This is a genomic window from Streptomyces hebeiensis, assembly GCF_052983195.1.
The window spans coordinates 548,967-572,995 of record NZ_CM129812.1 but is presented as its reverse complement, the minus strand read 5'-3'; the positions used below and the strand labels follow the sequence as shown (position 1 = coordinate 572,995).

General features: G+C 72.8%; 23 protein-coding genes and 1 pseudogene. 12 read left to right on the top strand and 12 right to left on the bottom strand.

The annotated features are described in order from the left end of the window. Nucleotides 1-2 precede the first annotated feature (2 nt). The 3 genes from ACU6P3_RS02385 to ACU6P3_RS02375 form a co-directional block, all read right to left on the bottom strand. Nucleotides 3-1,409 carry a glycosyltransferase gene (locus tag ACU6P3_RS02385; RefSeq protein ID WP_447195686.1) on the bottom strand — a complete coding sequence of 469 codons (1,407 nt, stop codon included), beginning with the start codon at nucleotides 1,407-1,409 and terminating at the stop codon, nucleotides 3-5. A 342-nt stretch (nucleotides 1,410-1,751) separates the two neighbouring features. Continuing rightward, the gene (locus tag ACU6P3_RS02380; RefSeq protein ID WP_447195685.1) at nucleotides 1,752-3,032 is read right to left on the bottom strand and encodes a YeeE/YedE family protein; all 1,281 of its coding nucleotides are present in this window, start codon (nucleotides 3,030-3,032) and stop codon (nucleotides 1,752-1,754) included. Nucleotides 3,033-3,267: 235 nt separating this feature from the next. After that, on the bottom strand, nucleotides 3,268-3,657 hold the full coding sequence (locus ACU6P3_RS02375; RefSeq protein ID WP_447195684.1) for a DUF488 domain-containing protein: 390 nt from the start codon (nucleotides 3,655-3,657) through the stop codon (nucleotides 3,268-3,270). A 135-nt stretch (nucleotides 3,658-3,792) separates the two neighbouring features. Here ACU6P3_RS02375 and ACU6P3_RS02370 point away from each other — a divergent pair, with 135 nt between their 5' ends. Then, entirely contained in the window at nucleotides 3,793-4,200 is a 408-nt protein-coding gene (locus ACU6P3_RS02370) for an ArsR/SmtB family transcription factor (protein ID WP_447195683.1), read from the top strand. 36 nt (nucleotides 4,201-4,236) lie between these two features. On the opposite strand, the gene ACU6P3_RS02365 is transcribed toward ACU6P3_RS02370, so the two are convergent. Together ACU6P3_RS02365 and ACU6P3_RS02360 are read right to left on the bottom strand one after the other, a co-directional pair. Next, nucleotides 4,237-4,728, bottom strand: a complete 492-nt coding sequence (locus ACU6P3_RS02365; RefSeq protein WP_447195682.1) for a hypothetical protein — start codon at nucleotides 4,726-4,728, stop codon at nucleotides 4,237-4,239. A 112-nt stretch (nucleotides 4,729-4,840) separates the two neighbouring features. Further along, nucleotides 4,841-5,437, bottom strand: coding sequence for a COG4315 family predicted lipoprotein (locus tag ACU6P3_RS02360; RefSeq protein WP_447195681.1), 597 nt, complete (start codon nucleotides 5,435-5,437; stop codon nucleotides 4,841-4,843). Between the two features lie 479 nt (nucleotides 5,438-5,916). Between ACU6P3_RS02360 and ACU6P3_RS02355 the strand changes: the two genes are divergently transcribed. Then, nucleotides 5,917-7,209, top strand: a complete 1,293-nt coding sequence (locus tag ACU6P3_RS02355) for an LCP family protein (RefSeq protein ID WP_447195680.1) — start codon at nucleotides 5,917-5,919, stop codon at nucleotides 7,207-7,209. Between the two features lie 135 nt (nucleotides 7,210-7,344). On the opposite strand, the gene ACU6P3_RS02350 is transcribed toward ACU6P3_RS02355, so the two are convergent. From ACU6P3_RS02350 to ACU6P3_RS02330, 5 genes and pseudogenes are all read right to left on the bottom strand, one after another. Next, nucleotides 7,345-8,166, bottom strand: a complete 822-nt coding sequence (locus ACU6P3_RS02350; protein WP_447195679.1) for a hypothetical protein — start codon at nucleotides 8,164-8,166, stop codon at nucleotides 7,345-7,347. A gap of 388 nt (nucleotides 8,167-8,554) precedes the next feature. Continuing rightward, nucleotides 8,555-9,307: an amino acid ABC transporter ATP-binding protein gene (locus ACU6P3_RS02345; protein ID WP_447198185.1), complete on the bottom strand. Its 753-nt coding sequence runs from the start codon at nucleotides 9,305-9,307 to the stop codon at nucleotides 8,555-8,557. 224 nt (nucleotides 9,308-9,531) lie between these two features. Then, on the bottom strand, nucleotides 9,532-10,485 hold the full coding sequence (locus ACU6P3_RS02340; protein WP_447198184.1) for an ABC transporter substrate-binding protein: 954 nt from the start codon (nucleotides 10,483-10,485) through the stop codon (nucleotides 9,532-9,534). A 178-nt stretch (nucleotides 10,486-10,663) separates the two neighbouring features. Then, a pseudogene (locus ACU6P3_RS02335) lies at nucleotides 10,664-11,146 on the bottom strand (GNAT family N-acetyltransferase); the annotation flags it as partial. Next, a complete protein-coding gene (locus tag ACU6P3_RS02330; RefSeq protein ID WP_447195678.1) occupies nucleotides 11,143-12,279 on the bottom strand; it encodes an LLM class flavin-dependent oxidoreductase in 1,137 nt (378 codons plus the stop codon). The gene ACU6P3_RS02330 and the pseudogene ACU6P3_RS02335, both read right to left, overlap by 4 nt. Before the next feature lie 711 nt (nucleotides 12,280-12,990). Here ACU6P3_RS02330 and ACU6P3_RS02325 point away from each other — a divergent pair. Beyond that, on the top strand, nucleotides 12,991-14,049 hold the full coding sequence (locus tag ACU6P3_RS02325; RefSeq protein ID WP_447195677.1) for an amino acid ABC transporter permease: 1,059 nt from the start codon (nucleotides 12,991-12,993) through the stop codon (nucleotides 14,047-14,049). Between the two features lie 256 nt (nucleotides 14,050-14,305). Beyond that, nucleotides 14,306-14,839 carry a type 1 glutamine amidotransferase domain-containing protein gene (locus ACU6P3_RS02320; protein WP_447195676.1) on the top strand — a complete coding sequence of 178 codons (534 nt, stop codon included), beginning with the start codon at nucleotides 14,306-14,308 and terminating at the stop codon, nucleotides 14,837-14,839. A 93-nt stretch (nucleotides 14,840-14,932) separates the two neighbouring features. On the opposite strand, the gene ACU6P3_RS02315 is transcribed toward ACU6P3_RS02320, so the two are convergent. After that, entirely contained in the window at nucleotides 14,933-15,313 is a 381-nt protein-coding gene (locus ACU6P3_RS02315; RefSeq protein ID WP_447195675.1) for a VOC family protein, read from the bottom strand. A 257-nt stretch (nucleotides 15,314-15,570) separates the two neighbouring features. Here ACU6P3_RS02315 and ACU6P3_RS02310 point away from each other — a divergent pair, with 257 nt between their 5' ends. The 3 genes from ACU6P3_RS02310 (at nucleotide 15,571) to ACU6P3_RS02300 (ending at nucleotide 17,153) form a co-directional block, all read left to right on the top strand. Further along, entirely contained in the window at nucleotides 15,571-15,828 is a 258-nt protein-coding gene (locus ACU6P3_RS02310) for a hypothetical protein (protein WP_447195674.1), read from the top strand. A 216-nt stretch (nucleotides 15,829-16,044) separates the two neighbouring features. Further along, entirely contained in the window at nucleotides 16,045-16,413 is a 369-nt protein-coding gene (locus ACU6P3_RS02305) for a hypothetical protein (RefSeq protein WP_030743751.1), read from the top strand. Between the two features lie 140 nt (nucleotides 16,414-16,553). Further along, the gene (locus ACU6P3_RS02300; RefSeq protein ID WP_447195673.1) at nucleotides 16,554-17,153 is read left to right on the top strand and encodes an ATP-binding protein; all 600 of its coding nucleotides are present in this window, start codon (nucleotides 16,554-16,556) and stop codon (nucleotides 17,151-17,153) included. A gap of 193 nt (nucleotides 17,154-17,346) precedes the next feature. On the opposite strand, the gene ACU6P3_RS02295 is transcribed toward ACU6P3_RS02300, so the two are convergent. Beyond that, the gene (locus tag ACU6P3_RS02295; protein WP_344282003.1) at nucleotides 17,347-17,820 is read right to left on the bottom strand and encodes a DUF5709 domain-containing protein; all 474 of its coding nucleotides are present in this window, start codon (nucleotides 17,818-17,820) and stop codon (nucleotides 17,347-17,349) included. A 714-nt stretch (nucleotides 17,821-18,534) separates the two neighbouring features. On the opposite strand from ACU6P3_RS02295, the gene ACU6P3_RS02290 reads away from it, so the two are divergent. From ACU6P3_RS02290 to ACU6P3_RS02270, 5 genes are all read left to right on the top strand, one after another. Beyond that, entirely contained in the window at nucleotides 18,535-19,890 is a 1,356-nt protein-coding gene (locus tag ACU6P3_RS02290) for an NAD(P)/FAD-dependent oxidoreductase (protein WP_447195672.1), read from the top strand. A gap of 1 nt (nucleotide 19,891) precedes the next feature. Then, on the top strand, nucleotides 19,892-21,742 hold the full coding sequence (locus tag ACU6P3_RS02285; protein ID WP_447195671.1) for a transketolase: 1,851 nt from the start codon (nucleotides 19,892-19,894) through the stop codon (nucleotides 21,740-21,742). A 180-nt stretch (nucleotides 21,743-21,922) separates the two neighbouring features. Continuing rightward, the gene (locus ACU6P3_RS02280; RefSeq protein ID WP_030743763.1) at nucleotides 21,923-22,105 is read left to right on the top strand and encodes a hypothetical protein; all 183 of its coding nucleotides are present in this window, start codon (nucleotides 21,923-21,925) and stop codon (nucleotides 22,103-22,105) included. 165 nt (nucleotides 22,106-22,270) lie between these two features. Beyond that, the gene (locus tag ACU6P3_RS02275; protein WP_030743766.1) at nucleotides 22,271-22,513 is read left to right on the top strand and encodes a WhiB family transcriptional regulator; all 243 of its coding nucleotides are present in this window, start codon (nucleotides 22,271-22,273) and stop codon (nucleotides 22,511-22,513) included. A 75-nt stretch (nucleotides 22,514-22,588) separates the two neighbouring features. Then, nucleotides 22,589-24,001, top strand: coding sequence for an NADP-dependent succinic semialdehyde dehydrogenase (locus ACU6P3_RS02270; RefSeq protein ID WP_447195670.1), 1,413 nt, complete (start codon nucleotides 22,589-22,591; stop codon nucleotides 23,999-24,001). Nucleotides 24,002-24,029: the final 28 nt, after the last annotated feature.

Here is a 24,029-nt window from a genome sequence, read left to right as displayed (position 1 = left end):
GGCTACCGCCGGGAGGCGCCCCCGCGCGGCACCGCGGTGACATCGGCCGCCGCCCGGCGGGCGCCCCTCGACGGGCGAACCTTGCCGGTCGAGGAGCTGGTCCGGGGCGCTCCGACCGCGGCCCGGGCGCAGAGCTCCGCCAGGTCGGCGGGGCTCCGCCCGATGTCCGGCAGCGCCAGCGTGGCCAGCCGCGCCCTGCGGCACCGGGCGGCGACCTCGCGGTCGGCGAGGAGGTCCGCGCACACCTCGGCCAGCGCCCGCGGTTCCAGGTCCGTCAGATGCCGCCCCAGGCCCAGCTCCCGTACCCGGCGCGCGTTGAGCGGCTGATCGCCGAAGTGTGGCGCCACCACCATCGGGGTGCCGGTGCGCACCGCCTCCCGGACGCTGTTGTAGCCACCGTGCGTGACGAAGAGATCGGCGCACTCCAGCAGCAGCGGCTGCGCCAGGGAGTCGGTGAGATGGACGTTCGGCCCCGGCTCGACCCCGTCGCACGCGATGCCCGACGTCGCCACGACGGCGACGCACTCCAGCCGGGACAGCCCCGCGACGATCGCCCGCAGCACCTCGGACGGGTCACTCACCCCGTGCGGCAGGGACGTGCCCTCGGGCAGCAACCCTCGGAACATGGGCAGCGCCGTGCCCACGGCGGCGAAGACCAGGGGCCGGTCCGTGGGCAGCCGCGCCACCCACTCCGGCAGACTCGCGGTGCGGTCGACCGCGGTGGTCTGGCGGTAGGCCAGGACCGTGGCGGGAAACCGGGCGAACGAGTGGTCGCGGGGCAGGTAGTCGAACCGGCCGTGCGGGTGGAGCGAGGCGGGATCCTCCCGCACGGGCAGCCCCAGCGACTCCCGGAGCCGGTTGAGCCCCGGCAGCAGCAGCGCGGGATCGACCGTGTTGACGAAGCCGGAGGGGATCGGCAGGTGCGGAACTCCCAGTTGCTCGGCGAGCAGGCAGGCCCCCAGGTCCATGCCGTCCCGGACGATCACGTCCGGCGTCATGTCGCGGGCCAGGGGGCGCAGGGCGCGGTGGCCTTCGAGCGCGTGGGAGCCGGTGAGCCGCGCGACGAGCTTGCGCATGTCCGGCCCCAGGCCGTCCGCGTCCCCGTCGCGCGCGACACCGGTGTCCGGGGCGCCGGGGCCCGGTCCGGCATGGTCCGCGTCGCGGGGGCCGGCCGAGGCGGTGGTACGGGCCGGGTCCCGCCCGTCGGCGCCCGCGGAGGGGACCAGGGGTGGCAGACACGACACGACGGTGACGTCGTCCTCGGCGAACACGGGAGCCACGGCCGCCGTCGAGGCGACCGTGACCTCGTGTCCGGCGGCGACCAGCGCACGCGCCAGCGGCAGCAGGGCCCTCCCGTGCGACGGGGACCCGGTCGCGGTGCACAGGACACGCATGCGGTTGCTCTCCATGCTCGGTGACGGGCTCCCAGGACCTGGTCGGTCCCGGTACGGACCGAGGCTGCCCCGCCGCACCGGGTCCGACCACCGGCCAACGCCCCAAACCACCCGCACCGGTGAGCGTGTACCGCGCTCACCCGGCCGTGTCGAACGGCTTGCCGACCGGCCGAGGGCGCGGGCGTGCCGACCGGGCGCCACGGCGCGTGGTCCCGTACGGGCGGGATCGCGTACGCGCGGCTCCCCGTACACGGAGGGCCCGTACGGCGTCGAGCCCGGCCCGGGACAGCGGACCGGGCTCGACAGCCCGGGCGCGCTCCGCGGCGACGGTGCGGTCGTCGCCGGCGCGACGCCCGCTCAGCAGACGCCGTCCCCCGGCTTGGGGTTGCCCAGGCCGAACAGGGGACGCAGCTTCAGCCCGGCCCAGGTGCCCACGATCGCGACCGCGCCCCAGATCCAGCCGTGCAGACTGCCCGAGGCGATGCCCGCCAGATACGCGCCGATGTTGCAGCCGCCCGCCAGCCGCGCGCCGATACCCATCAGCACACCGCCCAGCACCGCGGCCACGGCGGTGCGCCACGGCACACCGCGGTGCAGCGTCCAGGTGCCGCCGAGCGCCGCCGCCACCGCCGCGCCGATCATGATGCCGATGTCGGTGAGGCTGTTCTTGTCGGCGAGCACCGGACCCGAGAGCATCGTCGCGTTCCCCGGCTGCTGCCAGAACGTCCAGGTCTCCGGGTGCCCGCCGAGCGCCCGGACCAGCTCCGCGCCCCAGAGGCTGAACGCGCTGGTGACGCCCCACGCCCCGCCCGAGACCAGCAGCACCCCGGCGCCGAGCACCGCCAGGGCCAGGGCCCCGACGGCCGGCGGCCAGGAGCCGCGCAGCGCGCGGGCGGCCGCGCCGCGCGCGGACGGCACAGGACCGGTGGGCGGCGGGTTGCGGCGGGCCTGGACACGGCGTGACACGAGGACGATCACGGCGAGTACGGCGATGGTCACCGCCCAGGACCCGAACCAGCCGATGTGGTCGGACATGACGACCGGCTCCAGTGCGGGCAGGTCCTTCCAGAGGTCGAACTGCCAGGCGGCGAGCGTCGCGCCCGCGATGAAACCGCCCAGGGTGAGCACGATCGACGACTGCCCGGACCCGACCGCGAACAGTGTGCCCGAGGCACAGGCGCCGCCGAGCTGCATGCCCACGGCGAACAGGAACGAGCCGACGAGCAGCCCCACACCCAGCGTCCCGGCCGACGGCGCGGGTACCGAGCCGAACAGTCCGGTGCCCGTGCCGATCACCAGGGCGAACAGGGTCGCCGTGGCCCCCAGCAGCAGCGCGTGGGCACGCAGTCCGGAGCCGTTGCCGACGGCGACGAGCTGTCGCCAGGCGGAGGTGAAGCCGAAGCGGGAGTGGAACAGGGCCACGCCCAGACCGAGCCCCAGCAGCAGGAGCACTCCCGGCTTGGCCCCGTGCGCCGACCAGACGTAGCCGGTCAGGGCGACCGCGAGCAGCGCGGAGACGACGAGAGGGATCCGGCGCACGGGCGGCGCCGGGGGCGCCGCCGGGCGGGGCGAGGAGGTGGGGGAGGGGGCGAGAAGGGGAACGGGCCTGGCCGCCTCGCGGGGCGGTGCGGTGGTCATGGAGACTCCGGGGGACGGGGACGGAGCAAGGCCGGCCCCCTGGAGGGGCGCCGACCGGGACGCACAACGCGCTACCGGCCTCGACGATTCCCGTCGTCCGGCGTGTCTCACGGACTTCTCGCATGCTGAGACGCGGCGTCCCGGACGGACGACCGGGCCCACCCGCGTGCACGACACCGTGTGCACGACAGCGCGTGCACGACACGACGCCCACCGTGTCAGCGCCGTACCGGCCTCAGCGTGTCCGCCGTCCCCGTCGGCCGCCTCGCTCGCGCAGGTGCCGGACCAGGGTCGGCACATGGCTGTGCTCCAGGTCCTTCACCGACGTGACGAGCGTGACCGGACGGTCCGCGGCGATCTCGAGCAGGTGGTCCACGGCCTCCCGGCGCTCGGCACCGTCGAGTTCGTGCTCGTACCGTGAGGCGAATTCCTCGTACCGCGAGGCGTCCTGGTGGTACCAGGAGCGCAGCTCCGACGACGGCGCGACGTCCTTGAGCCACTCGTCGACGCCCGCGCGCTCCTTGGAGACGCCCCGCGGCCACAGGCGGTCCACGAGGACGCGGGTGTGGCCGGCGTCCGCCGAGGGGTCGTCGTCGTACACCCTTCGTACCGTGAAGGCGTTCATCGCGCTCTCCTCCCCCGGTCGGGTAACCCGCTTCTCTCAGCGTCGTGCCGCCGCTCGCACGGCGCAACGCGTGCGACGACGGACGACACAGGTGCAAATGAATATATATTCATCTGTCATCGGTAGGATGGTCCCATGGGTCATGGAGCCGCCGCCAACAACACCGCCACCACACGCGAACGCCTGGACGCCGTGGGAACCGCTGATGTCGCCGCCACCCTCCAGGCGCTGGCCACGCCCTCCCGGCTGCGGATCCTCGCCCGCCTCCAGGAAGGGCCGTGCTCGGTGGGGGACCTGGCCGAAGCCGTCGGCATGGAACAGTCGGCGTGCTCGCACCAGCTGCGCCTGCTGCGCAACCTCGGACTGGTGGCCGGGGAGCGGCACGGGCGCTCGATCGTCTACGCCCTGTACGACCACCATGTCGCCGAGCTGCTCGACCAGGCTCTGTTCCATGTCGAGCACCTGCGCCTGGGGCTGCGTGACGCCGTGCCGGAGGAGGACCGGGAACTCGCGGCGGATGCGGCGGCCGACGTACCGGCGTGACCGGGACCGGCACGGGCGCGCTCGGCAGGCCGTCGGTCAGTGCGCGCGACCGCGTCGGCGGCGGCTCCCGGGCCACCCGGCGCCACCGCCGTGATCACGCTCGTAGGTGAGCAGCAGGAAGACCGTGGCGACGACGGCGACGGCCTGCGCGAGGACGGCGAGTTGTTTCTCGCCGTACCAGACGGGTTCGTACATGTCGGGGAACGGGCCCGCCGCACCCAGGTCGACGTAGCGGTAGACGAGCAGGAGCGCCAGCCCTCCGGTGGCGACGGCCCAGGCGAAGAGATCGCCGAGCGGCCGGTGCCAGATCAGTACCGTGAGCGCCGCGAGCGCGGCCAGCGCGGCCTCGATCCGGAACAGAGTGCCCTGGCTGACGCTCGCGGACACGGCGTCGTACCGGTCGGCGAGATGGGCGTGGACATAGGCGTTCCCCGCGAGGCCGACGGCGGCCAGCAGCCGGGCCGCCCCCCGGAGGAGCCGGAGCGGCCGCCCGCGACGCGCGGGCGGGACGGAAGGGTCCGATGACATCGCTTCTCCTGTCACGCTGTCACGCTGTCACGCTGTCACGCTGTCGCGCCGGGCCGGGAACGAGGACGGGGCGGTGTCGGACGTGGGTGCGGTACGGGGCCGGCGGCCGGGGTCAGTAGTAGTCGCCCGAGTTGGGCTGAGGCGTGCTGTTCTTCGCCCCGTCGGGGGTGAGGATGTACCAGTGGGCGTCGAAGTCGGTGTGGCCCTGACCATTGGTCTGGCCCGCCTTGCTGTCGCCGCTGTACGTGTACAGGGGGTGCCCGTTGTAGGTGACCTGCTTCTTGCCGTCGCCCCGGGTGAGGGTGGACAACAGCCGCCGCTCCACACCACCGGTGCCCGTCTTCGGCTCCTCGGTGACGATGAAGGGCGGCCAGGTCCTGGCGCAGGTCCCCGTGCAGGTGGAGACGTTCTTGCCGTCGGCCTCGAACAGGTAGAGCGTACGGCCCTTGCCGTTGACGAGGACCGGGCCGAGCGTGGTGGTCGCCACCGACACCCTGCCCACCTCCACGGCGGGGGCCGCCGAACGCCCCGCGCCCGTCGGCGCGGACGGCGAAGCCGGAGCGCTGGCCGAGCCGGTCGCGGCACCGGCGGGTGCCTCGGACGCCGCGCGACCCGCTCCGGCGCCACCGCCGCCCGCGCATCCCGCGACGGCCGCGGCGCACAGTATCGCCGTGGTCACGGCGGTGTTCGTACCGACGGTGCTCCTCATCGAGGCTCCCTCAGCTCCGGCCGTCCTGGGGCCTGCTCCCACCGGACAGGCACCGGCCGACGGCGCTCCGACCGTCCCACCCGCACCACCACTACACGACACGCCCCAGGTCCGGGCCACCGGACGGGGCCGTCCGATGGACGCCGACCGCACCTCACCCGACCGCGTCCGTCCCACCCACCAGGCTCACCGCTTCCGTCGCATCCGTGCGGCAGGGCCGGTGCCGCCACGGCCGTGCGGACCCGACCGGTATCGCCATGACGACAAAGTCACCCGTGCCCCGTGGGCCGTGTCCGCTGTTCACCCTGTGGGACGCCGGCGGCCCGGGGCCGGCCGTCCCTTCCGAGGGAGCGGGACGCGGTGAGGAGCATGACGCGGTGAAGGCAAGCGCGACAAGGCAGGCGGGCCGGAGGGCATCACTCCCACGGGGTGGTGTCCGGCGGCCGCCTCCCTACCGGCGGATCGGCCTGTGGATCGCCATGGCAGCAGCCGTCCTGGTCCTCGGCGCGGCCGGGACCGGCGGCTGGTTCTACGGCGAGCTCAGCGGCAACATCCGCGGTGCCGGCGTCGGCGACGCGCTCGGCGACGACCGGCCCAGGGCCGTCGGCGGCGGGACGAACATCCTGGTCATCGGCTCCGACAGCCGGGCGGGACTGGGTGGTTCCTACGGCGGCGAACTGGCCACCACACAGTCCGACACCCTGATGCTCGTGCATCTCTCGGGCAGCGGTGAATGGGCCACGGTGGTGTCCTTCCCCCGCGACTCCTGGGTACGGATCCCGGCCTGTGCCCGGGGCGACGGCACCACCTCCACCCCTCACGACTTCAAGATCAACGCGGCGTTCGCGATCGGCGGGGCCACCGGGGACACCGCGAAGGCGGCCGCCTGTGCCATCAGGACGGTGGAACGGAACGCGGGCGTCCGCGTCGACCACTTCGTGATCGTGGACTTCCGAGGGTTCACCGGGATGGTCAACGCCCTGGACGGGGTGGAGGTCTGTCCCAGGCGGCCGATCCACGACCGCAAGGCCCGCCTGGACCTCCCCGCCGGGTGCCGGACGGTCCGCGACCGCGAGGCGCTCGGGTACGTACGGGCCCGGTACAGCATGGGCGACGGCACGGACCTCGGCCGGATCGGTCGTCAGCAGGAGTTCATGCGGGCCCTCCTCGCCAAGGCCGGATCCCGGCTGTACGACCCCGAGTCCCTGTACGGGTTCCTCGACTCGGCCACCCGCTCCCTGACCACCGACCCGGGTCTGGCCGGGCTGAAGCCCCTCTACGAACTGGCCTCCGAGGTACGGGATGTGCCCGCCGACCGCATCGCCTTCCTGACCGTCCCCAACCACCCACGGGCCCGGGACGTCCCCGGGGACACGGCCAACGTCGTATGGCACGAGCCCGCCGCCGGGGAGCTGTTCGCCGCCCTCGGACAGGACCGGGAGATGACCCGGGACCAGTTGAAGAAGGCGGCCGGGCGGCCGGCCCCGGCCACGGACTCCGTCCCGGTGACCGTCCTCAACGGCACCGACACCCCGGGCAGGGCGCGTGAACTCGCGGGCCGGCTCGGCGCACTGGGCTTCCGGGTCACCGCCACCGGCAACGCCCCCGCACCGGCAGGGCGCAGTACCCTCACCTACCCCGAGGGGCTCGACGCGGGGGCCCGTGCCCTCGCCACCCACCTCCCGGGGCTGGATCCGGCTCCGGCGGCCGGGGCCGCGTCCGGCGCGGTCACCCTCACCATCGGTCCCGACCTGCCCGACCTCACCGGCTGAGCCGCGGCGGAGCGACCACCAGGCGTGGCCCCGGTACCGAGTCCGGCTCTCGCACCGGGCACGGCTCTGGCATCGAGCACGGCTCTGGCATCGAGCACGGCTCTCGGACCGCGCAGTGAACCGCGCAGTGTCCTGTCATGGCGTACGGCCCCAGGACAGCCGCGGTATCAGGCGCGCGGGAACCGATCCGGCGCGTCGCCGGGGCGCGGACGCCACAGGCGCGATGAGCAGGCGCCGGGCGATCGCGATGTCCAGCGCGGGCCGGTCGCCGCCGCGCATCAGCGCCACGTGCCCCAGCAGCGGGCCGAGTTCGAGCGGCAGGGGCACTCCGTCCGCCCGTAGCCAGGCCAGCCATCGGATGACCCGGGCGGCGGTGGCGGCGTCCCGGCGCAGCACGGCGCGGGTGGCCCCGCGCGCCAGCTCCAGCGCCGACGCGCGGGCCGCGTCGTGCACGGGGCCGTCGAGGCCTGGCAGGGCCAGAGGTGCCAGCCGGCTCATCATGACCGACCACACGGCCCAGCCCGTGCCGCTCGCCGCGGCGGGTGCCGCGGCGAGCGGGCCCGCGGGCCGCGGCACCCGCAGGGACGCCGAGGCGGTGGCGGCGACGACGGCCAGCGACGTCAGGGTGCCCCAGTCGAGCCAGGCCGACAGCCATGGCTCCTCCGGGCCGGCCGGCGGCGCGGGCGGGGCGGTACGGGGCAGCGGCAGGACGGTGAAGGCCCGGATGACGGCCTCCGCGTCCCTGGCGTGGAACGCCGCGTTCGTCAGCAGCGCGGGCGCGACGACATCGGCGCCCAGGATCCGTATGGCGGCCAGGGCGGCGTCGGGATCACGTGCCCGCTCGACGTGCTCCGCGACCACGGCCGTGCCGCCCGCGCCGCGCAGGGACAGGAGGACCCGTCGGGTCAGACAGGCAGCCGACGAGTGGTGGGGTACCGGCGGACAGGCGCGGTTCACGGCCGCGGCCGTTCTCGGCGCGGAACGCCCAAGGAGGTCACGGATATTCGGGTGGGTATTCGACTGACGAGTTGAGAAGGCACGGTGGGCTCCTCATGTGGTCACCATCGCCCGGCGAAGTGAGGTGTGCGGGCTGTGGCACGACTCTAATGCGCGTACGGCACTCCGGCTCATCGACGGGGTGACGGGCCGCCCGTTCGGAGGCACGGTGGCTCCTCGGCGGCGCGCGGCGGGGTGCGCGCGGCGGTCCGGAGGCAGGACGGCCGGGGCGACCGCGGTGCGCGACCGGATCACCCGCGTCGTACGGTCAGGGCAACCGCGGGCGTGCGCCGGGGGGCCAGTGCGCGGCGGGACCGCGGGTGGCGCGGTCGGTGGCCGGGCACCCGGGTCACAGGACCTTCGACAGGAACGCCTTCGTGCGCGCGTGCCGGGGGTCGTCGAGGATCCGCGCCGGCGGGCCCTGCTCGACGACGACTCCTTCGTCCATGAAGACGATGGTGTCGGCGACCTCGCGTGCGAAACCGATCTCGTGGGTGACGACGATCATGGTGGTGCCACTGCGGGCGAGGTCCTTGATGACATCGAGGACCTCGCCCACCAGCTCCGGGTCCAGCGCAGACGTCGGCTCGTCGAAGAGCAGCACCTTGGGCTCCGGGGCGAGCGCCCGGGCGATGGCCACTCGCTGCTGCTGGCCGCCGGAGAGCCGGCGCGGGTAGACGTCCGCCTTGTCCGCGAGCCCCACCCGCTCCAGCAGCCGTCCGGCCTGTGCGACGGCGTCCTTGCGCGGCCTGCGCAGTGCGGACACCGGCGCTTCGATGATGTTCTCCAGCACGGTCAGATGCGGGAACAGATGGAAGTTCTGGAACACGAAGCCGATGTGGAGGCGCTGTTTGAGCACCTCCCGCTCCTTGAGCTCGTACAGCTTGTCGCCCGACCTGCGGTAGCCGATCAGCTCGCCGTCGATGAGGACGTGCCCCCGGCTGAGGCGTTCCAGGTGGTTGATGGCGCGCAGCAGCGTCGACTTCCCCGAGCCGGAGGGTCCGAGCACGACGGCGACCTCACCGGCGCGGACCTGGAGGTCGACTCCGCGCAGCACCTCCAGCGTGCCGAAGTGTTTGTGGACGCCCCGGATGTCGACCATCGGGCCGTCGCCCGTGGCGGGAGCGGTGAGGGGAGCGGTGGCGGCATCCGTGCCGGCCTTCGTGTCAGCGCCCGCGATGGTGTGCGCGGTGGTGTGAGCGGTCATTCCGAGGTACCTCCGGTGGCGACGGCGGCCCGCGTCCTGCGGGCGAAGGCCCGCGCGTCGACGGGGGTGATCCCGCCGCGCACGATCTCCGGGCGTACGCCGCCCGGGTCTCCCGCGGGCTACTTCCGTTCGGGCGGGCTGATGCGCGACTCCTCGACGGCGGAGTCCTTCGTCCCCCACTTGTCGAGGATCCGGTCGTACGTGCCGTCCTTGATCAGCTCGTTCACCGCCGCCTGGAACGCCTTGAGGAGCGGTGACCCCTTCTTGAACGCGAAGCCGACATCGAGCCGGTGGTACTCGTTCAGGAACCTGACCCCGGCCGCGGGCTGGGCCGCCTGGTAGCGCAACCCGTTGATGGTCGACATGACGACGTCGACCCGGTTCTGCTGGAGGCTGGTCAGCAGCGCCCCGTTGTCGGAGTAGACATTGACCCGGTACGGCTTCTCGCCGGCGTCGGTGCAGACCGCCTTGTTGGAGTTGAGAGTCGTCTCGAACGTCGTGCCCGCCCCCACTCCGACGGTCTTGCCGCACAGCTGGTCGAGCCGGGTCACCTTGCCGAGGCTCTTGTCGTCCGCACGGACCGAGAAGCCCTGGCCGTCGTTGATGTAGGTGACGAAGTCGATCGTTTCGCGGCGTTCGTCGGTCACCCCGAAATTGCCGGTCCCCACGTCGAACTTGCCGCTGCCGAGCGCGGGCAGGATCGCCTCGAAGCTCGCCTCCTGACGCGTCAGCTCGATGCCCAGGACCTTGCCGACGGCGTCCGCGATGTCGATGTCCTGGCCCGCGGGGCGCTTGTTCGCCGCGCTCGGGTAGTACGCGCTCGGCGGGGAGCCGATGGAGGAGGCGAGCCGCAGCGTACCGCGCTCACGGACGTCCGCGGGCAGCAGCTCCGCCGCGGCCTCGTTCTTCTTCACCGCGGAGACGACGTCCTGCGAGGGAGCGGTTCCGGCACCACCGGCCGTCTCGTCGCCCGCCGCGTCCGCGCCACAGCCCGCCAGCAACGGCAGGAGCAGCACCGCCGCCATGGCGGATCCCGCCGAGGAGACGCGGGAGCGGCGCCAGGGGGCCGTGATGAGGATACGCACGGGGTCAGACCTTTCGTTCGACGGCGGTCGCCGTCGGGGCGGGAACGGGAGGTTCGGCGGCGACCGCGACGGGTGCGGGCGGTGCCGAGGGAGCACGAGGCGAGGAGGCGCGAGGAGAGGAGGGCGAGGAGGGTGAGGAGAGCGGGAGGAGTGGGGGGAGTGGGGGGAGTCGTTTCTCGAACGGGAGCGGGCCGATCGTCTCCGGGTCGGCGGCCGTGTCGAACAGCGGTGTGTATCCGGTGCTCAGGTACAGTCCCCGGGCTTCCGGCTGGCGGGGCCCGGTGGTGAGGTACACGCCGCGGTAGCCCCGCTCGACGGCGACGCGCTCCAGCTCCAGGACGACCCGCCGGGCCAGCCCGCGTCTGCGGTGCGCCGAGTGCGTCCAGATCCGCTTCAACTCGGCGGTGGTGGTGTCGTACCGCCGGAACGCTCCGCCCGCGACCGGCTCGCCGCCCTCCAGCAACAGCAGCAGCGCACCGTGCGGCGGTTCGAACTCCTCGGTCGGGTAATGGCTCAGCTCGTAGTGCGCGTCCTTGCCGTACCGGGTGGAGTACTCGTGCCCCAGCTCGCGAAGCATCGGCTTCACCAGCGGATCGGTGATGGAGGTCGCCAGCCAGGTCGGCCCGCCGGGTTCGGCGACGGATGTCATCGGCCGGCCTCACTCGGTGTCCGCGCGCCGAGGGCCGAGCGCTCGGCGTCCCGCTTGGCGACCTCGTCACGCACCAGCGGGATGACGTACCGGCCGAAGTCGACGGCGTCGCCCAACAGGTCGTACCCACGGGCGGAGATGATGTCGACACCGAGGTCGTAGTAGTCCAGCAGTGCTCGGGCGACCGTCTCGGGCGTGCCCACCAGGGCGTTGGAGTTGCCCGCGCCACCGGTGGCGGCGGCGGTCGGGGTCCACAGCGCCCGGTCGAAGCGCTCGCCGGACCGCGCGATCGACAGCAGCCGTCGCGACCCGGTGTTCTCCGGCTCGCCCCCGCGGTGATGACGTACGACGGCCGCCTCGCCCTGTGCCCTGCGGGCCTTGATCGTGTCGACCGTCCGGTACGCCTTCTCCCAGGCGAGTTCCTCCGTGGGCGCGATGATCGGACGGAAGGCCACCTGGATACGGGGCGGCGTCGTACGGCCCGCCGCCCGCGCGGCCGCCTTCACCGCCTCGATCTGCTCCGCCGTCCGCTCCAGCGGCTCGCCCCACAGGCAGTAGATGTCCGCCTCGGCGCCCCCGGCCGCGTAAGCCGCGGGTGAGGAACCGCCGAACGAGACATCGGGCCGGGGCTGCCGGACCGGGAAGACATCACTCACGAAGTCGTGGAACCGGTAGTGCTCGCCCTCGTGGTCGAACGGCTCGTGCGAGGTCCAGATCCGCTTGACGATCTCGATGTACTCACGGGTCCTGGCGTACCGCTCGTCCTTGCTGAGCGTGTCCCCCTCGCGCCGTTGCTCGTGGTCGTTGCCGCCGGTGATGAAGTGCACCGTGAGCCGGCCGTCGCTGATCCGGTCAAGCGTGGCGAAGGTCTTGGCCGCGAAGGTGGGGTACGAGACGTTCGGCCGGTGGGCCAGCAGGATCCCCAGCCTGTCGAGCCGGGAAGCGATGTACGCGGCGGCCGGCGCGGGATCGGGCGAGCCGGAACCGTACGCGAACAGCACCCGGTCCCAGCCGTGGTCCTCGTGGGCGCGGGCGAGCCGCAGCGTGTACTCCTTGTCGAACGAGGCGCCGGAGCGCGGATGCGTCTCCGACCCGTCGTGGGTGGCGGCGATGCCGAGGAACTCCACAGGCATGACGGACCTTTCGGGCAGGAACGAGCGAGCGGGGCGGGTGATGTGCCGTGCGCGGACAGGTGTGCCGAAGAACAACGGCGCACGGGCAGCGCGAGAGCGTGAGGCGCCGCTTGATATGACGGTGATGACGAAGCCGGGTCGACGGACGCGCACAACGGCGGAGGTGCCGATGTGCTGACGGGCCGTCAGGTGAACATCGGCGAACGCCGTCCCCGAACAGGCGGAGCCCGGCAAGGAACTGCGTGACGGAGAACGCCGTCGAGTCGCGTCGTACGTCGTCGGAAGGGAAAAAGGACGGCAGCGCGCGCCCGGTGAAACGGGGTACTCGGCCCGCGACGGGGTCACCGAGGGAGGGAAGGGCCGGTCAGGCGGCCCGCTGCCGAGTCAGGCGCAACAAGAGGAGGACCACACACGACCGAAGTCGATGTGGCCGCGGGTGACCAAGGGCAGCTGCTTTCGCATGGAGCCAATTGAGCACGGGACGCCACGGGAAGTCAACAGGCGGTCATCCCGTGGGCGCCGTGGCGGCGGCGTCCCGTGCCGGACCGTGCCTTGACAGGTATGCCGCTCCCAGCCGTACGATCGCGGTGCGTGTGGCCGGGCACCGGTGTGAACGCCCGGCCGCGCCGACCGTGTTGAGGGACGCGGTACGCGTGATGACGTCCGACGTACGCCGACCACCGCCACCACCGCACTCCTGCCGGAGCCCTCATGTCTGTGCCCCCTGACGTCGCGCATTCCCCGGATCACGCGTCCGGCGAAGCGGCCGCGCCCCCGTCGGATTCCGCGCCCCTGTCGAAGCACGCGCCCCTGTCGGAGCCGGAGCCGTCCACGCCTCGCGTTTGCGACCAGAGCCCCCGCATCGTCCCGCGCCGGCACCCGGGCCGGTGGTTCGCCGCGGCCGTGGCCCTGCTGGCTCTCGCCATGGTCGTCAACTCGGTGGTCCGCAACGAGCGGTTCCAATGGGGCGTGGTGGTCAGGTACTTCACCACCCCCGCGGTCCTGGACGGCCTGTTGCTCACCCTCTGGCTGACTGCCGGAGTGATGGTGCTCGGCTTCCTCATCGGTACGGTCGTCGCCGTCATGCGGCTGTCCGCCAACCCCGTACTGCGTGCGATCAGCTGGGGGTACGTGTGGATCTTCCGTTCCACGCCGCTGCTGGTCCAGCTGTTGTTCTGGTTCAACATCGGTGCCCTGTACCCCACCCTGGGCGTCGGTGTCCCCTTCGGCCCCGAATTCGTCACGGTCAAGACCGTGAATCTCTTCGGGGCCGGACTCACCGCCCTCATCGGCCTCACCCTGCACGAGGCGGCGTACGCGGCGGAAGTGGTGCGGGGCGGCATCCTCTCCGTCGACTCCGGCCAGACGGAGGCCGCCGCGGCGCTGGGCCTGAGCAGGACGCGTGTGCTGCGGCGTATCGTCGTGCCGCAGGCGATGCGCTCCATTGTGCCCACCGCGGGCAACATGCTCATCGGCACGCTCAAGGGAACCAGCATCGTCAGCGTCCTCGCCGTCCAGGACCTGCTGTTCTCGGTGCAGCTGATCTACAACCGTACGTACCAGGTCATCCCGCTGCTGATGGTGGCGACCATCTGGTACGTCGTGGTCACCACCGTCCTGTCGGCGGGCCAGTTCTACGTCGAGCGTCACTACGCCCGGGGCGCCGCCCGCGAGCTGCCGCCCACCCCGCTCCAGCGGCTGCGGCGCCGGGCCGTGGCCCTGGGTGGCCGGCTCCGGGCCGCGAGTGCCCCCGGCGCGAAACCTCTCTGAGGCGCGACACCTCTCGAGGCGGCTTCGAGGGGGCTGTCCCGTACCTGTTCCGTGACGCCGGTACGTCCGTCACCGTCCCGACGCGCCCCCATGCCCGAAATCGGGAAGAATTCTCAAGGACCGGCCCTCCCTGTCCGGGGACGACCGTCCGGGTGTGAAGAACGGCCCTCCGGGCAGGCGGGAGCCACACCGCACTGCACCGACGAGGCAGTGCCGAGGCAGTACGGGAAGGCACTACGGAGAGGACGTGAATCACATGCGAGTGGCATTTCTCGTGGCCCCGGAGGGCGTGGAGCAGGTCGAGCTGACCGAGCCGTGGAAGGCCGTGCGCGACGCGGGCGGGGACCCCACCCTGGTGTCGACCGCGCCGGGGGAGATCCAGGCGTTCGACCACCTCGACAAGGCGGACACCTTCCCCGTCGACCGTACGGTGTCCGAGACCGGCGCCGCCGACTACGACGGGCTGGTCCTGCCCGGCGGCGTCGCCAACCCGGACGCGCTGCGCATGGACCCCGCGGCCGTGTCCTTCGTCAAGGGCTTCTTCGACGCCGGCAAGCCGGTGGCGGCGATCTGCCATGCGCCATGGACGCTGATCGAGGCCGACGTGGTGCGCGGCAGGACGCTCACCTCGTGGCCGTCGTTGCGGACCGATCTCCGCAACGCGGGTGCCACCTGGGTCGACGAGCAGGTCAAGGTCTGTACTGCCGCTCCCAGCACCCTGATCACCAGCCGGAAGCCGGGCGACCTGAACGCTTTCTGCACCGCGTTCCTCAAGGAGTTCGGCTCCTGACGCCGTGGGAACCCGGTACCTGTTCGTGTACCTGGCCCCGGGGCCCGGGCACCGCCCCCGGGTCCCCGGGCCGTCGCCGGTAGCGCGGGCAGGTCAGGGCAGGACGGCCAGTGTGAACGAGTGGCCGGCCGGATCCGAGTAGGTCCGTGTGTCCCGCGGTCCGCCGTTGTGTTTGGTGTCCAACGGCCGGGCGCCGAGGCCGATCGCCTCGCGCTCCGCCTCGTCGATCTCCTCCCGGGACACCATGATCCGCAGATGTGCCTGCTGGGAGTTCTCGGGGCGGGGCCAGCTCGCCGGGGCGTAGCCATGGTCCCGGCGGATCGCGAGATGGACTCCGGCGTGGCCGACGATCTCCACGAAGTCCGGATCCGCACCGATCCGGGTGTCGGCCCCGAGGAAGGCCGAGTAGAACTCCGCCAGTTCGGCGGGTTCGGCGCAGTCAAGAACGAGAACACTGGTCTTCGCGACGGTCATGCCGCTGCGCCTACCCCCGGTCATCGCCCGTACGCGCGAGGTCGCTCCGCACCAGTGGCGTCGTAGCGCAGGTGACGTGCGTACCGTACGCGGGGCGCGAACGGCGTGCGCGCGCAGAAACGCGTACCGCGCGTGGAAACGCGTACGAAGAGGGCGGCCGGGTAGCAGCCGGGTGATGCCCCGGCGGCGCGTCGACGCCGTCGACGGAGGAGACGGGCGGCGCCGGACCGGGCCGCGGAACGACGTACGGAGAGACCATGAGCGACGCACACGGCGAAGGGCCGGAGGAGCGGGACACCGCCGTCCCCCGGGATCCGCCCGATCAGCAGGCCACCGCCGGTCCCGACCCGCTGGACATCGAACCCGTGGGGGAGCGGGAGGAGCAGCGGCGCGACGGCACGGCCGAGGAAGAGCTGCCCGACGCGGACGAGTCGGGGGCGGGCCCCCGGGGCCGCCCCCGAACGGGCCAGGTACATCCGGAGCAGCAGCCGGTACCGGACGAGTCACCGGGGTGAGCGGGAGCGGGTGCGCCTCCGCGCGCCCAGGCGAAGACCCTGGTGCCGACCGCCGACCGCCGACCGCCGACCGCCGACCGCCGACCGCCGGGGGACCGTGCGCCGGTCGCGGGGAGCAACTCCGGTCGCACACTTCGGGTGCCGGGGAGAGCCTGGAAGCGGGCCCTCCGATTGTACGGAGCCGACAGCAGGACCCTCCGGAGAGGAAGGAACCACGTGAACAGTGCGGACCAGACCGCGACCGAAGTCGTCGTGGCACTCAGCGGCGGGGCGACGGAAGACGCGCGCGCGGTGTTCGGTGTGCTCGGCTCCGCCTTCGCCTCCGACCGCGCGGCCGACGACGTCCCCCAGGAGTTGCCGGGGGAACGCCCCACCGTGTGGACCGCCACGTTCGACGTGGCCGACCTGCGGTCGCGGCCGGGCCCGGTCCGGCTCACGGCGCCGGTGACGGCCGACGTGCAGGGCGGCTACCGGGCGGTGGACAGTCTGCGCGAGGCGCTGTCCACCGCGTTCACCGTCCGTGTCGTCGGTACGGCCTCCGGCGACCAGGAGGAGGAGGTCCAGCTGCGGTTGGAGAACCGCTGAGCCGTTCGTGTTGCGCGCCCCGCGCGGCCGGGTCACGCTATGGGTGACCCAGAAGTGGATTCAGCTCACGCTTCGTGCTCGGGGGTCGTTGGCACAACGTGGTGAAGCAAGTGGGCCTCCGTGTGTGAGGAGCCTGGACCATGACGATTCCACTCGACCGGCACCACGTGGTGGAATTGCCCGCCTCTGAGGAGCGCGTCCCGCGAATACGGCGCATCGTGTCCGCACACCTGCGTCAGTGGCGGCTCGATCTCCATGTCGCGCCCGTGTGCAGAGGCATCGAGGAAGTGCTGACACACGTCCGTCTGCACGTCGGTGAGGGCGACCGGTGTGTGCTCGAACTGCGGTGGGCGGGCCGCCATCTCACCGTCTCCGTGGAGGACAACGGCCCCCGCATGCCCCGGCTGTTGACGGCCGACGGCGGCCTCGGCCGGCTCGCCGCCCTCAGCGACAGCTGGGGGACCTGCGCCACGGCCGACGGCAAGGTCATCTGGTTCACCAGGAGCGTCTTCGCGCCGCAGGACGTTCCGCGGGTGTCGAGGACGCCGCTCACCGGGCTCGACGCCGCACAACGCGGCCCGGCACCCACGCCCGCCCCCGTGCCCGCCCTCGTACCACCGGTGCCCACCGAACCGCCGACGCGGGCCGTCCCACGCCGGGTTCCGGTGCTCTGCACACCGGCGCCCGTGTGTGACCGTCCCTTCGCGGGCACCTGCGACGTCCCCCGGGACCGTGGGTAACGCGGAGCTCCGACCGACCGCGCCGCGCACGGAAGCCGTGCCGGCCGTCGAAACAGCGGCACACAGGGCGCGCGCAGCATGGGGAGCGCACGCGGCACACAGGGCGTACGCGTCACATACCGAGACGCCGCGCGACGGCACAACGGACCTTCTCCGTCCCCGGCGCACGGCGTCCTCTGTGTCCGGCGGCGCCCTACTCGCCCGCGTCCGGGTCCGGTACGCGATGCACGGCGGCCTCCTCGGCCGACGCGGCGGCCCCGTCGATCCCCACGTCCTCGGCGATCATGTCCTTCTCGGCGTCCTCGTGCGCGCCCTCGTCCGGCGCCACCAGCCGGCCGGCCCGGCCGTCACCGACCTCGTCGTCCAGCGGCTCGCCCTCGCCGTGAGGCAGGTCTCCGATGCCGTTCCCGGCGGGCGGCTGCTGGTCCGGGACCTCCTCCGCGAGCCGCTCGTCCAGCGACTCGCCCGCCCGCTGCTCGGCGGCTGTCGTTCCCACGTGGTTCACACCCAGCGGGCGCTCGGGCGGGGACCAGCCCTCGTCGAACGGGTCGGCGCCCCGGTTGAGGAGCGTGTCCTCGGGGTCGAGGATGCCCTCGTCCTCGTTGATCTCGGCGTCGTCGGGCTGGTAGACCTCGTCGCCCATCGTCTCGTCGCTGTCGCCGCTCATGTCGACTCTCCTTACTTCCTGCGGGTCGTGCGCGTCCCGCGCGCCTCCGGGCGGCCGGATGAGGGACCGGCTGAAGGGCGGTCTCCGGCCGGCCGTCGTCGCGGGCGTCGACGTGCCGGTACCCGGCGGGAGCCCGCGCAAGCGGTGATTCGCTCCGTGGCCCCCTCCGTGGCCCCCCGTCCGGACGACGGACGGGGCGCGAGACACCCGGACACGATCCACGACGGACGGTCCTGGGCGGCTCCTTCGTCGGGGACGCCCGCGCGGGCCGGATGCCGTACGAACGACCATGTGAGGCGTCACACGGGCGACCACACGCCAAAGACCCCCAACCGCACGGACGGTCACCCGCTCCGCGGCGCGGACGACCGCGCGAAGGGCCGCGTCAGCGACCGCTCGACCGTCCGAGCGGACGACCGGGCGGACAACGGCGCGGCACACGGCCGTACGGGCCGTCGCGCCGACCGCTGCCGCGCGGACGGCTCCTCCGCTGCGTCCACCCTCCCACCAATCACCGCCGTGTCAAACGGCAGGTCGCACGCCCCGTCCGCCCGTCCTGCCCACGGGCCGACCCCGCCCGGGCCGCCCCGCTTCCCGGGCGCTCGTCCCGGACCGCCTCGCGCCGCTCCCGGTGTCCGCCCCGGGTCCCCTCGCCGACCCCGGTGTTTGCCCCGGTGCCCGTCGGGCACTCGCCCCTTTGATCCGTACGACCCGATGCACGACCTTCCGGAGTCGAACGTGAGCCGAGAACGCATTGTCATCGTCGGGGCCGGATTCGCCGGCTACCAGGCCGCCCGCACGCTCTCCCGGCAGCTGCGGGGCAGAGCCGAGATCGTGCTGCTGAATCCCACCGACTACTTCCTCTACCTCCCCCTCCTGCCCCAGGTGGCCGCGGGGATCCTGGAACCGCGCCGGGCGACCGTCTCGCTGCCCGGGACGCTGCCGCGCGTACGGCTCGTACTGGGGGAGGCCGACCACGTCGACCTGAAAGCGGCGAAGGTCCACTACACCGGTCCTGAGGGCGTCGGCGGGGAGCTGCCGTACGACCGGCTGGTCCTGGCCGTCGGAAGTGTCAACAAGCTGCTGCCGGTGCCGGGCGTGGCCGAGTACGCACACGGGTTCCGCGGCCTGCCCGAAGCGCTCTACCTGCGTGACCACGTGACCCGCCAGATCGAGCTGGCGGCCACCTCCGCCGACCCCGCGGAGAGCGCCGCGCGCTCCACGTTCGTCGTGGTCGGCGCGGGTTACACCGGCACCGAGGTAGCCGCCCAGGGCAAGCTGTTCACCGACGCGCTGGTCCGTAACCAGCGGCGTGGACCGTACGGGCACCGACCGGGGAAGCCGCGCTGGATGCTCCTCGACATCGCCCCCCGCGTCCTGCCCGAGCTGGACCGCAGGCTCTCCACCACCGCGGACCGGGTGCTGCGCGCACGCGGCGTGGAGGTGCGGACCGGTACGTCCGTCAAGGAGGCGGGACCGGCCGGAGTGACACTGGACACCGGCGAGTTCGTCGAGACGCGTACGCTGGTGTGGTGCGTCGGCGTGCGGCCCGATCCCCTGGTCTCGGAGATCGGACTGCCCGTGGAGCGGGGCAGGCTGTGTGTCGACGCCCAACTCAATGTCCCCGGCCATCCCGAGGTGTTCGCCTGCGGTGACGCCGCGGCCGTACCGGATCTGACCAGGCCGGGGGAGTACACCCCGATGACCGCCCAGCACGCGAGCAGGCAGGGCACGGTGGCGGGCCGCAACGTGGCGGCCTCGCTCGGCCACGGGGAACGCCGGACCTACCGGCACAACGACCTGGGATTCGTCGTGGACCTCGGCGGGGTCAAGGCGGCGGCCAACCCCTTCGGGGTGCCGCTGTCCGGGCTGGCGGCCGGAGCCGTCACCCGCGGCTACCACCTCGCGGCCATGCCCGGGAACCGGGTGCGGGTCGCCGCCGACTGGCTGCTCGACGCGGTGCTGCCGCGGCAGGCGGTCCAGCTCGGACTGGTCCGCTCGTGGACGGTGCCGCTCGAATCGTCCTCGCCCGAGCTGGCGAGGGTTCCCGGCGGCCCCGGGAAGGAGTGACATGAACAGCGAAGAACTGACAGAACTGGCACAGCAGTTGAGGGTGGACTCGGTCCGGGTCGCCGACCGTGCGGGGTCGGGACACCCGACCTCCTCGATGTCGGCGGCGGATCTCATGGCCGCCCTGCTGGCCAACCATCTCCACTACGACTACGACCACCCCGGACACCCGGGCAACGACCGGCTGGTCTTCTCCAAGGGGCACGCCTCGCCGCTGCTGTACTCCATGTATCTGGCGGCCGGCGCGATCGACGAGGAGGAGTTCCTCACCTACCGCACCCTCGGCAGCCGCCTGGAGGGCCACCCCACGCCGGAGCTGCCGTGGGTGGACGTCGCCACCGGCTCGCTCGGCCAGGGGCTGCCCGTCGGCGTCGGCATGGCACTGGCCGGACAGCGGCTCGGCAGGACCCCGTACCGCGTCTACGTGCTCTCCGGCGACAGCGAGATGGCCGAGGGCTCGGTGTGGGAGGCGATCGAGCACGCGGGGGACCAGCACCTGGACTCGCTGACCCTCGTCATCGACGTCAACCGGCTCGGCCAGCGCGGGCCCACCCGTCACCAGCGGGACCTGGACGCGTACGGCCGCAGGCTGCGGGCCTTCGGCTGGCACACCGTCGAGATCGACGGCCACGACATGGATGCCGTGGACGCCGCCTTCAACGAGGCGCGCTCCACGCTCCGCAAGCCCACCGCGATCATCGCGGGCACCCGCAAGGGCCGGGGCGTCGCCGCTGTCGAGGACCGCGAGGGCCTGCACGGCAAACCGCTGCCCGACGCGGAGAGCGCCATCGCCGAACTCGGCGGTCGCCGCTCCATCCGGGTGTCCGTGACCAAGCCGCGGGAGCCCGCGGCGGCCACCCGCTCGCCCCGCCGGACCACGGCCGTCGACCTGCCGCGCTACGAGATCGGCGACGAGGTCGCCACCCGCGACGCGTACGGAAAGGCGCTCGCCGCGCTGGGTGCCGGACGGGGCGATGTCGTCGTGCTGGACGGCGAGGTGAGCGACTCCACGCGCTCGGAGTTCTTCGCCAAGGAGCACCCGGACCGGTTCTTCGAGTGCTACATCGCCGAGCAGCAGCTGGTCGCCGCCGCCGTCGGCATGCAGGCGCTGGGCCACGTCCCGTACGCGTCGACCTTCGCCGCCTTCCTGACCCGCGCGCACGACTTCATCCGGATGGCCGCCATCGGCCGCGCCTCGCTCAACCTGGTCGGCTCGCACGCGGGCGTCGCCATCGGGCAGGACGGCCCCTCCCAGATGGGGCTGGAGGACCTGGCGATGTTCCGCGCGGTGCACGGCAGCACGGTGCTGCACCCCTGCGACGCCAACCAGACGGCCGCGCTGGTCCTGGCGATGCACGAGCTGTCCGGTATCCGCTACCTGCGGACGCTGCGGGGCAAGACGCCGGTCGTCTACGGACCCGACGAACGGTTCCCGATCGGAGGCAGCAAGGTGCTGCGCCGCTCCGACAAGGACCGGGTGACCCTGATCGGTGCCGGCACGACCGTCCACGAGTGTCTGAGGGCGGCGGACACGCTGGCCGACGAGGGTGTCGCCGTCCGGGTCGTCGACCTGTACTCGGTCAAACCCGTCGACGAGCGGACACTGCAGAGCGCGGCGGAGGACACGGACTGTCTGGTGACGGTGGAGGATCACCACCCGCAGGGCGGTATCGGCGACGCGGTCGCCGAGGTGTTCTCCGACGGCCGCCCGGCGCCGCGGCGGCTCGTACGGCTCGCGGTCGGCGACATGCCGGGCTCGGCTACGCCGGAGGAGGAGCTGCGGGCGGCGGGGATCGACGCCGACTCGATCGCGGCGGGCCTGCGGCTGCTGCTGGAGAAGGTCATCCGCTGACACCCGGCCCCGGTGGCCTGTGGCCCGTTCGGACGGTGCGCCACCGGGTACCCGATGTCCATGGGCGGATGACGAACGACGGCGGACAACACGACCGCCGATGAGTTCACCGCCGATAAGGACCACAGCTGAAGAGACCACAACGGCAGACATGACGCGACAGCGAATTCGGAGGCAGACATGACCACCGACCGAGGCCCGTGGCCGGCCATGGCCGCCGCGCGCCGCCCCACCGAACGCGAAGGGCGGATCCGCACCTGCGTCCCGGCCCGCGCCACCGCGCGCGAACTCGGGAACAGAGAGTCCCGGCGAGGACAGCGGACGGCGGATCAGGACTGGAACGTGGTGCGGGGAGAGGACTGAGACAGGGTGCGGCTGACAACAGCGGACCGAACGGAGACCGGATCGAACGTCACGGAACTGCGAGTGGACCGGGCGGGTCCCGGGCCGCGCACGACGGGCCCGCCCGGGGCGGAGCCGACCGTTCCCGCCCCGGACACGGGCCATGACGCGGAATCCTGGGCGTGGCTGCGGCACGCGGCGTGCGTCGACGAGGACCCGGAGCTGTTCTTCCCCGTGGGGGATTCCGGGCCCGCCGCGGTGCAGGCCGAACGCGCCAAGGCGGTGTGCCACGGCTGCCCGGTGGAGCGGCAGTGCCTCGAATGGGCGCTGACGACGAACCGTACCTCCGGAGTGTGGGGCGGTACGGACGAGGAGGAGCGGCGCAGGCTGCGGCGCAGGGCCGACCGGCGCAAGGCCGCCGCGGGGTGATCCGGCCCCCACCTGTTGCGGGGCCGCGCGAGGCGCGAAAGGGTCGGAACCGTCACACGAGGAGGAGGAATCACCATGCCCATCGCGACGGTGAATCCCACCAGCGGAGAGACGCTCAAGACGTTCGACGCCTTCGGGGCGGAGGAGATCGAGCGTCGTGTCGCGGCGGCCGCCGACAGGTTCCGGCAGTACCGCGTCACCGGGTTCGGCGAACGGGCGAGGCTGCTGAACCGCGCCGCCGACCTGCTGGAGCAGGACGCGCCCGACATCGCCCGGACCATGACCACCGAGATGGGCAAGCCCGTGGCGGCGGCCCGCGCGGAGGCGCTCAAGTGCGTCAAGGCGATGCGCTGGTACGCACAGCGTGCGGAGGATCTGCTGGCGGACGAACACCCCGCGGAAGCCGATGTGACGGACTCGGGCGCCGCCCACGCGCGCGTCCACTACCGCCCGCTCGGCGTGGTGCTCGCGGTGATGCCGTGGAACTTCCCCCTCTGGCAGGTCGTACGGTTCGCCGCGCCCGCCCTGATGGCGGGCAACGTCGGCCTGCTCAAGCACGCTTCGAACGTCCCCCAGACCGCGCTCTACCTGGAGGACCTGTTCCGCCGGGCGGGCTATCCGGAGGGCTGTTTCCAGACCTTGTTGGTGGGCTCGGGTGCGATCGAGTCCGTTCTGCGCGACCCCCGGGTGGCCGCCGCGACCCTCACCGGCAGCGAGCCGGCCGGCCGCTCGGTGGCCTCGATCGCGAGCGACGAGGTCAAGAAGACCGTGCTGGAGCTGGGCGGCAGCGACCCGTACGTGGTCATGCCGTCGGCGGACATCGAGCGCGCGGCACGGACGGCGGTGACGGCCCGGGTGCAGAACAACGGCCAGTCGTGCATCGCGGCCAAGCGGTTCATCGTGCACGAGGACGTCTACGACACCTTCGCCGAGCGGTTCACCGCCGGCATGCGGGACCTGACCGTCGGGGATCCGCTGGACGAGTCCACCGACGTCGGGCCGCTCTCCAGCGAGCAGGGCCGCGCCGATCTGGAGGCGCTGGTCGACGACGCGCTGGAGCGGGGCGCGACCGCGCTGTGCGGCGGGGCCCGGCCGAAGGAGTACGAGCGGGGCTGGTTCTACGAGCCGACCGTGCTCGCCGGTGTGACGGACGCGATGCGGATCCACCGCGAGGAGGCGTTCGGGCCGGTGGCCACGCTGTACCGGGTCGGCGGCCCGGACGAGGCGGTCGCCCTCGCCAACGACACGCCGTTCGGGCTGAGTTCCAACGTGTGGACACGCGACGAGGAGGACGTGCGCCGCTTCGTGAGGGACCTGGAGGCGGGCGGTGTGTATTTCAACGGCATGACGGCCTCGCACCCGGCCCTGCCGTTCGGCGGTGTGAAGCGTTCGGGGTACGGCCGTGAGCTGTCGGGCCACGGCATCAAGGAGTTCTGCAACGTCACCACCGTGTGGCACGGCCCGGAACCGGACAGCGGAACGTCGTAGCGGCGGCCGACAGCCGGCGACCGACAGC

Bases quoted from the DNA above. Each gene is read 5' to 3' on its own strand.
- ACU6P3_RS02270 (WP_447195670.1), top strand. From the start codon at position 22,589: ATGCCCATCGCGACGGTGAATCCCACCAGCGGAGAGACGCTCAAGACG.
- ACU6P3_RS02310 (WP_447195674.1), top strand. From the start codon at position 15,571: ATGAGCGACGCACACGGCGAAGGGCCGGAGGAGCGGGACACCGCCGTC.
- ACU6P3_RS02360 (WP_447195681.1), bottom strand. From the start codon at position 5,437: ATGAGGAGCACCGTCGGTACGAACACCGCCGTGACCACGGCGATACTG.
- ACU6P3_RS02280 (WP_030743763.1), top strand. From the start codon at position 21,923: ATGACCACCGACCGAGGCCCGTGGCCGGCCATGGCCGCCGCGCGCCGC.
- ACU6P3_RS02365 (WP_447195682.1), bottom strand. From the start codon at position 4,728: ATGTCATCGGACCCTTCCGTCCCGCCCGCGCGTCGCGGGCGGCCGCTC.
- ACU6P3_RS02315 (WP_447195675.1), bottom strand. From the start codon at position 15,313: ATGACCGTCGCGAAGACCAGTGTTCTCGTTCTTGACTGCGCCGAACCC.
- ACU6P3_RS02300 (WP_447195673.1), top strand. From the start codon at position 16,554: ATGACGATTCCACTCGACCGGCACCACGTGGTGGAATTGCCCGCCTCT.
- ACU6P3_RS02375 (WP_447195684.1), bottom strand. From the start codon at position 3,657: ATGAACGCCTTCACGGTACGAAGGGTGTACGACGACGACCCCTCGGCG.
- ACU6P3_RS02290 (WP_447195672.1), top strand. From the start codon at position 18,535: ATGCACGACCTTCCGGAGTCGAACGTGAGCCGAGAACGCATTGTCATC.
- ACU6P3_RS02345 (WP_447198185.1), bottom strand. From the start codon at position 9,307: ATGGTCGACATCCGGGGCGTCCACAAACACTTCGGCACGCTGGAGGTG.
- ACU6P3_RS02330 (WP_447195678.1), bottom strand. From the start codon at position 12,279: ATGCCTGTGGAGTTCCTCGGCATCGCCGCCACCCACGACGGGTCGGAG.
- ACU6P3_RS02355 (WP_447195680.1), top strand. From the start codon at position 5,917: ATGGCAGCAGCCGTCCTGGTCCTCGGCGCGGCCGGGACCGGCGGCTGG.
- ACU6P3_RS02295 (WP_344282003.1), bottom strand. From the start codon at position 17,820: ATGAGCGGCGACAGCGACGAGACGATGGGCGACGAGGTCTACCAGCCC.
- ACU6P3_RS02380 (WP_447195685.1), bottom strand. From the start codon at position 3,032: ATGACCACCGCACCGCCCCGCGAGGCGGCCAGGCCCGTTCCCCTTCTC.
- ACU6P3_RS02370 (WP_447195683.1), top strand. From the start codon at position 3,793: ATGGGTCATGGAGCCGCCGCCAACAACACCGCCACCACACGCGAACGC.
- ACU6P3_RS02385 (WP_447195686.1), bottom strand. From the start codon at position 1,409: ATGGAGAGCAACCGCATGCGTGTCCTGTGCACCGCGACCGGGTCCCCG.
- ACU6P3_RS02320 (WP_447195676.1), top strand. From the start codon at position 14,306: ATGCGAGTGGCATTTCTCGTGGCCCCGGAGGGCGTGGAGCAGGTCGAG.
- ACU6P3_RS02325 (WP_447195677.1), top strand. From the start codon at position 12,991: ATGTCTGTGCCCCCTGACGTCGCGCATTCCCCGGATCACGCGTCCGGC.
- ACU6P3_RS02285 (WP_447195671.1), top strand. From the start codon at position 19,892: ATGAACAGCGAAGAACTGACAGAACTGGCACAGCAGTTGAGGGTGGAC.